Origin of the sequence: Kitasatospora sp. NPDC057512, from assembly GCF_042802135.1 — a bacterium.
Classification (GTDB): domain Bacteria; phylum Actinomycetota; class Actinomycetes; order Streptomycetales; family Streptomycetaceae; genus Kitasatospora.
This window is the reverse complement of the sequence record NZ_JBHVET010000510.1, coordinates 1-6,508: the sequence shown is the minus strand read 5'-3', so window position 1 is coordinate 6,508 and position 6,508 is coordinate 1. Positions and strand designations below refer to the sequence as shown.

Here is a 6,508-nt window from a genome sequence, read left to right as displayed (position 1 = left end):
GTGCTACCGGATCAGACCCGGTCGGCCGCGATCAGCACGTACTGGAAGGAGCCGTCCTTGTAGGACTCGATGAACGCCTCCTCGATGCCGGTCACCAGCGAGGTGGTGTTCCGCAGCTCCCAGTAGGGCAGGGTGTCCGGCGTCAGGTCGATGACGGCCTGCGGCACCAGGCGGTTGTCGGCCATCGCCCGCAGGTACTCGCGGCGGGAGTGGATGTTGCACTCGAAGTGGGCGTTGATCTGCGAGACCCACTTCGACGGCTGGCCGTAGCGCGGGTTCCAGCAGCCGGTGATGGTCACGTACCGGCCGCCGACGCTCAGCACCCGGGAGTGCTCGGCGAACAGGTCGTGCAGGTCGACGTACATGCTGGACTCGTTGTTCCAGGAGCCCGCGACCGAGCCGGTCTCGACGGGCATGTTCAGCATGTTGGCGACCTGGGAGCGGACGAACCCGCCGATGCCCAGCTCAGCGGCGCGCTTGTTGCCGAAGTCGGCCTGCTGGGTGGAGAGGGTCAGGCCCTCGACCCGGCAGCCGAAGCGCTGGTGGGCCATCACCATCGAACCGCCGCGGCCGCAGCCGGCGTCGACCAGGGTGTGGTCGGCGCGGATGTCGCCGAGGTGGCCGAGCAGCACGTCGGCCTGGGCGGACTCCAGCCGGTGCAGCTCGGCGATCACCTTCTTCTCGCGGTCGGCGTCGGCCGGGTCCCCGATCGCGGCCTGGTCGATCGCGCCGATGCCGTAGTGGTGGTGGTAGAGGCCGTCGACGTCACCCAGGCGGAGGTTGACCGGGCGGGCCTCGTGGTCCCAGTAGCGCGCGATGTCGCCCTGGTACGGAGTCGCCGGGCCGGGGATGGTGTTGCCGGGGGTGGTGATGTCGTCGGTCACGGACATGGGTCAGCTCCTAGCGGATGGTCAAGGGGTCGGTCATCAAGGGGAATGCGCTGCCGGCGAGAGGTGCTGCCACCGGAAGGGGTGGTCTCACCAGAAGTCGGGCAGGGTGTAGCGGTAGGTGTTGGTCTGGTGCCAGTAGTGGTTGCCGTCGAGCCACGCGGACACACCGCGCAGGAACCGTACGAGTGTCGGCACCGGGCAGGAGACGGCCAGGGCGGCCGCCTCGGCCTCGAAGGCCAGCATCAGCTCGTTGTGGACCTCGACCGCCTTCAGGTAGCCCTCCTTGCGGGAGACGCCCTCGCGCTCGGAGATCACCACCGGCAGGTTCAGGTGCAGTCCGGGGCTGGACAGCTCCTTGGTGTACGAGTACAGGTCGTTGACGATGGTGGTGGCGTTGCCGGCCAACGCGATCACCCGCTGCATGGCGGGCAGCGCGTGCAGCTCGGCGGGCAGCTCGTAGCCGCCGACCGTGTCCGTGATCGTCGGGCAGGGGCGGAAGTTGTTGAACTGGCGCATGGCCAGGTACTCCCACACCTCCGGGACGTGGTCCGCCTGGTCCCAGGAGGCCTCGGCCAGGTACCCGAGGTGCAGCCGCGCCATGTCGTGCCGGAACCGGTCCGACTGGGAGGGCGTCGCGGCCCGGGTGAAGTACTCCATCGCCGAGTGGTAGGCGCGCCGGGGCGGATCCGAGGAGAGCGAGGCCTCCCAGGCCGGGTGGTACTCCGTCGTGGTGTGCAGCGGGTCCAGCGCGGTGTGCGCGAGCAGCAGGCGGCTGCCCAGGCCGATCGGCGAGCCGCCGAGGTCCTCGCAGTAGCAGTCGTCCACCGCGTTCTCGGCCACCATCAGGCGGGCCGCGAGCATCAGGTGGTCGACGCTCGGCGCGTCCGGGTGGCAGGCCACCATGTAGCGCCCGGTGGAGAAGCCGTCGAAGTCCTTCTCCCACTCCGGCGGGTAGAGCTCGACCTCCTCCATCGCCCAGACCTTGAGCTTCGCGCTCAGCGCCTCCACCCGCACCGGGTCGGGCTCGGCGATCGGGTGGTGGTAGAGGCCGGGGATCGGGTCGCCGCTCCGGGGCTTGCCGCCGCTCGGCGCCTCGGCGGCCGGGCCGGCGGCGGCCGGGCCGGCGGCGGCCGGGCCGGCGGTCGCAGCGGGCGGGACGGGCAGGACGTGGGCGGACGGCACCGGGAACCCGGGGGTCGCCGCTGCCGTCTCGGTCACGGTCTCGGTCGCCTCGGGCTCCAAGGCCGCCTCGACCGGGACCTCGGGTGTCGGAGACTCGGGTGCCGAGATCTCGTCCGCCGGGGCCTGCGGCCTGAACTGCAGACCGGAGGTGCCCAGTCCGCTGGGCCCGCGCAGGATCCGTTCGATCGCGGGGGAGCTCATGGGCCCACCACCGGGGCGGTGACGGGCCCGGATGGTGTGTCCGGCCTGGCGCACAGGGGCATGGAGCCTCCTCTGAAGGGGATCGCACAATATGACGGGTCGTCATTCCACCCGCCTCGAACGGGATCTCCGGACTCCGGCCCCGTCTCGCTCGGTTCACCACCGTAGGCGCGAAGGCGCGTTCCGCATCGCACCGGACGATCTTCATCACCCGATAGGGTGAACGTTCCTCGTGTGGGCGTTTGGGCGCGACCCCGGCGTGCATCGCCCTGCCCCGCAGCTGGGCACTCCAGCCGCGAACCCGCCCGCCCGCACCGCCCCTCCGCGCGTCAACCTGTTGACACTCACCCGTGTCCCGACCTCCCCGACCACGTTGTGCCGGTCGTGGCGGGGGCTGTTCGAATGCGAAACGAAATGACCCACGGTCGCCTGCCACGTGTCGGCCGCACATCCGTACGCCCTGGAAGGAACCCGCAGTGGCAGCGATCTCGATGCCGGACTTCTACATGCCGTGGCCCGCCCGCCTCAACCCCCATCTGGAGACGGCCCGGGCGCACAGCCTGCTCTGGGTCCGCGAGACGGGCATGCTCGAACCCGTCTGGGACGAGGAGCGGTTCGCCGCGATGGACTTCGCGCTCTTCGCCGCGTGGACCCACCCCGACGCCTCTCCCGACGAGCTCTGCCTGATGAGCGACTGGTACGTCTGGGGCTGGTACGTCGACGACTACTTCCCCCAGGCCTACACCGAGGCCGAACAGCTCGGCGCCGCCAAGCAGTACCTGTTCCGCCTGCTGGACTTCATGCCGACCGACGGCACCGCGACCGGCCTCACCCCGGAGAACCCGCTGGAACGCGGGCTGGCCGACCTCTGGGCCCGCACCGTCCCGGGCAAGTCCGAGCCGTGGCTGCGCCGTTACGTCGCGGTGGTCCAGGACATGGCCGAGGAGGCGCTGCGCGAGCTGTTCAACCTCGCCCGCGGCGGCGACCGCGTCCTCGACCCGATCGAGTACCTGGAGCTGCGGCGCTCCGTCGGCGGGATCCTCTGGTCCGCCCAACTGCTGGAGCACGCCCTGGGGTTGGAGCTTCCGGAACGCCTGCTCGACGGGCGCCCGCTGGGGCTGCTGAACGCGGCCTTCGCCGACTCCCAGGGCCTCCAGAACGACATCATCTCCTACCGGATCGACCTCGCCGAGGGGAAGGTGAACAACGGTGTGACGGTCGTGGAGCACTTCCAGGGCTGCGACACCGGGCGCGCCGTCGGGATCGTCAACGACCTGGTCACCGACCGGCTCCAGCAGTTCGAGCACACCGCCGCCACCGAACTGCCCGGTGCCTTCGAGGAACTGCTGCTCACCCCCGGCGAGCGCGCCGACGTCCTGCGCTACGTCCAGGGCCTCAAGGACTGGATGGCGGGCAACCTGGAGTGGGCACTGCGCCCCGGCGGCCGCTACCTGCCGACGGACTCCGGGTCCGGGCCGGCCGCGCCGTCCTTCCTCGGCCCGACCGGCCTCGGCACCGCGGCGGCCCGGCTCGGTCTCGGCCGGGAGGCGCTCGGCCTGCGGGTCCGCAGCTACCTCAACGCCCCCCGCCAGACCCGCGAGCAGCTCGAACTGCCCGAGTTCTACATGCCCTGGGAGGCCCGGACCCACGGTGAGCTGGAGACGGCGCGCGCACACAACAAGGACTTCGTCCGCCGCACCGGCATCCTGGACACCCCGGGGCTGGGGATCTGGGACGAGGCACTCGTCGAGTCCGGCGACTTCGCGCTCTGCTGCGCGATGGCCCACCCCGACGTGCCGCTGGAGCAACTGGACCTGCTCAACGACTGGTACACCTGGGGCTTCATCCAGGACGACTACTTCCTGGAGGTGTACAAGCGACCGCGCGACCTGCCGGGCGCCAAGGCCTACGTCGACCGGCTCTCGCTCTTCGTCCCGGTGCACCCCTTCGCCGTGATGCCGCCGCCGACCAACCCGTCCGAGCAGGGCCTCGCGGAGCTGTGGCAGCGCACCGCCCCGGCCGTCTCGGACGAGCTGCGCGTCAAACTCGCGCAGAGCACTGTCGTCCACCTCCGGACGTGCCTGTGGGAGGTGTTCAACGCCGTCCAGAACCGGACGCCCGAGCTGATCGACTACCTCGCGATGCGGCGCGACTCGATCGCCTCGGGGGTCTGCGCCGACCTGCTCAACCACGTCTCGGGGGTGGCCGTCCCGGAGACCGTGCTGGCCAGCCGGCCGATGCGCCGCGTGGTCACCGCGATGGGCGACTGGGCGGGCTGGTTCAACGACGTCGTCTCGTACCGGATGGAGATCGAGTACGAGGACGACATGAACAACGGCGTGCACGCGCTGCGCCGCTTCACCGGCGGCGACCTGCCGGAGACCGTCACCGCGGTCAACGACCTGCTCACCGCCCGGCTGCGCGAGTTCGAGCACCTGACGGACACCGAGCTACCGGCGCTCTACGACGAGCTGGGACTGGGCGCGGACGACCGGGACGCGACGGCGGACTACATCGGGCAGCTCCAGGACTGGATGTCCGGCTTCCACGCCTGGCACCTGAGGACGGGCCGGTACACGGACTTCCCGGTCCGCACCACCCTGCCCGCCCGGCTGCTGCGCGGCCCCTCCGCGCCGCCGCCCGTCCCCTCGGTGCTGCTCCCCGCCCCCTCCGGGCTCGGCACCGCCGCCGCCCGGCCCGGCGTGAGCACCTGACGGGCGGGCCGGCCTAGGACCGGAGTCCCGTACACCGTGAGACCGCGGGCCGAGGCGCGTTCCCGCCCCGGCCCGCATCGTGGACCGGTCGACGTCCCGCCGCCGAACCCGGTGCGCGACCGCGTGCGTAAGGCGGGACACAATGGGCACGGCGCCGTCGAGGAGGCGGGGCCAGGAAGGAAGACCAGCGCATGGAGAGCCAGGCCCGCAGCCGCACCGCACTCGTGGAGCAGCTCATGGAGCGCTATCCCGACGTGCCCCGGGAGGCGGTGATCAAGGAGGACCTGCTGCGCGGCGGCATGGCCTTCGACGAGTCCGCGCTCAGCGGCAGCGCGGGCGCCGACGGGGGCGGCGAGGTCAAGCCGAAGTCGTACTTCATCTTCTCCTTCGACCACCGCACCCTGCCCGAGCTGGGCGCCGCCGCGCTCAACCGGCCGCCGGAGGAGGTCGTGCTGACCGGCGGGCCGTACGGGCTGCGCCGCACGGTGGTGTCGGTGCGGGTGAACCCGGACTCGCCGTACCGGGTCGGCGCCGGGGACGACGGCACGCTCGGCCTCTACCTGGACGGTGCGCGGATCGCCGACGTCGGTCTGCCGCCGATGCCGGACTACTACCGGCACACGCTGGCCAACGGGAAGTCGGTGATGGAGGTCGCCCCGACCATCCAGTGGGGCTACCTGATCTACCTCACGGTGTTCCGGGTCTGCCAGTACTTCGGCGCCAAGGAGGAGTGCCAGTACTGCGACATCAACCACAACTGGCGCCAGCACAAGGCCGCCGGCCGCCCGTACACCGGGGTCAAGCCGGTCGAGGAGGTGCTGGAGGCGCTGGCGATCATCGACCGGCACGACACCGCCCGCGCCTCCCAGGCGTACACCCTCACCGGCGGGGCGATCACCTCGCACGTCGGCGGCCGCGACGAGGCCGACTTCTACGGGCAGTACGCCAAGGCCATCGAGGAGCGCTTCCCCGGCCGCTGGATCGGCAAGGTGGTGGCCCAGGCGCTGCCGCGCGAGGACGTCCAGCGCTTCCACGACTACGGCGTGCGGATCTACCATCCCAACTTCGAGGTGTGGGACAAGCGGCTGTTCGAGCTCTACTGCCCGGGCAAGGAGCGCTACGTCGGCCGGGACGAGTGGCACCGCCGGATCCTCGACTCCACCGAGGTGTTCGGCCCGGAGAACGTGATCCCCAACTTCGTCGCGGGCGTGGAGATGGCCGAGCCCTTCGGCTTCACCACGGTGGACGAGGCGATCGCCTCCACCGAGGAGGGCCTGCGCTTCTTCATGTCCCGCGGCGTGGTGCCGCGGTTCACCACCTGGTGCCCCGAGCCCACCACCCCGCTCGGCAAGGGCAACCCGCAGGGCGCGCCGCTGGAGTACCACATCCGGCTGCTGCAGACCTACCGGGGCACCCTGGAGGAGTTCGGCCTCTCCTCCCCGCCCGGGTACGGCCCGGCGGGCCCGGGGAAGGCGGTCTTCTCGGTGAGCTCCTTCATGGACTCGCTGACCGGCTGAGGAA

At 71.1% G+C, this 6,508-nt stretch carries 4 protein-coding genes; 2 read left to right on the top strand and 2 right to left on the bottom strand.

Translation table 11 applies throughout. The features are described 5' to 3' along the window. Positions 1-11: 11 nt before the first annotated feature. Together ACFU6K_RS27745 and ACFU6K_RS27740 are read right to left on the bottom strand one after the other, a co-directional pair. Positions 12-890, bottom strand: coding sequence for a geranyl diphosphate 2-C-methyltransferase (locus ACFU6K_RS27745; RefSeq protein WP_380667480.1), 879 nt, complete (start codon positions 888-890; stop codon positions 12-14). An 87-nt stretch (positions 891-977) separates the two neighbouring features. Continuing rightward, a complete protein-coding gene (locus ACFU6K_RS27740; RefSeq protein WP_380667478.1) occupies positions 978-2,273 on the bottom strand; it encodes a family 2 encapsulin nanocompartment cargo protein terpene cyclase in 1,296 nt (431 codons plus the stop codon). Positions 2,274-2,749: 476 nt separating this feature from the next. On the opposite strand from ACFU6K_RS27740, the gene ACFU6K_RS27735 reads away from it, so the two are divergent. After that, on the top strand, positions 2,750-4,987 hold the full coding sequence (locus tag ACFU6K_RS27735; RefSeq protein ID WP_380667476.1) for a germacradienol/geosmin synthase: 2,238 nt from the start codon (positions 2,750-2,752) through the stop codon (positions 4,985-4,987). 191 nt (positions 4,988-5,178) lie between these two features. Continuing rightward, complete coding sequence (locus ACFU6K_RS27730; RefSeq protein WP_380667474.1) at positions 5,179-6,504, top strand: radical SAM protein; 1,326 nt, start codon at positions 5,179-5,181, stop codon at positions 6,502-6,504. Positions 6,505-6,508 lie beyond the last annotated feature (4 nt).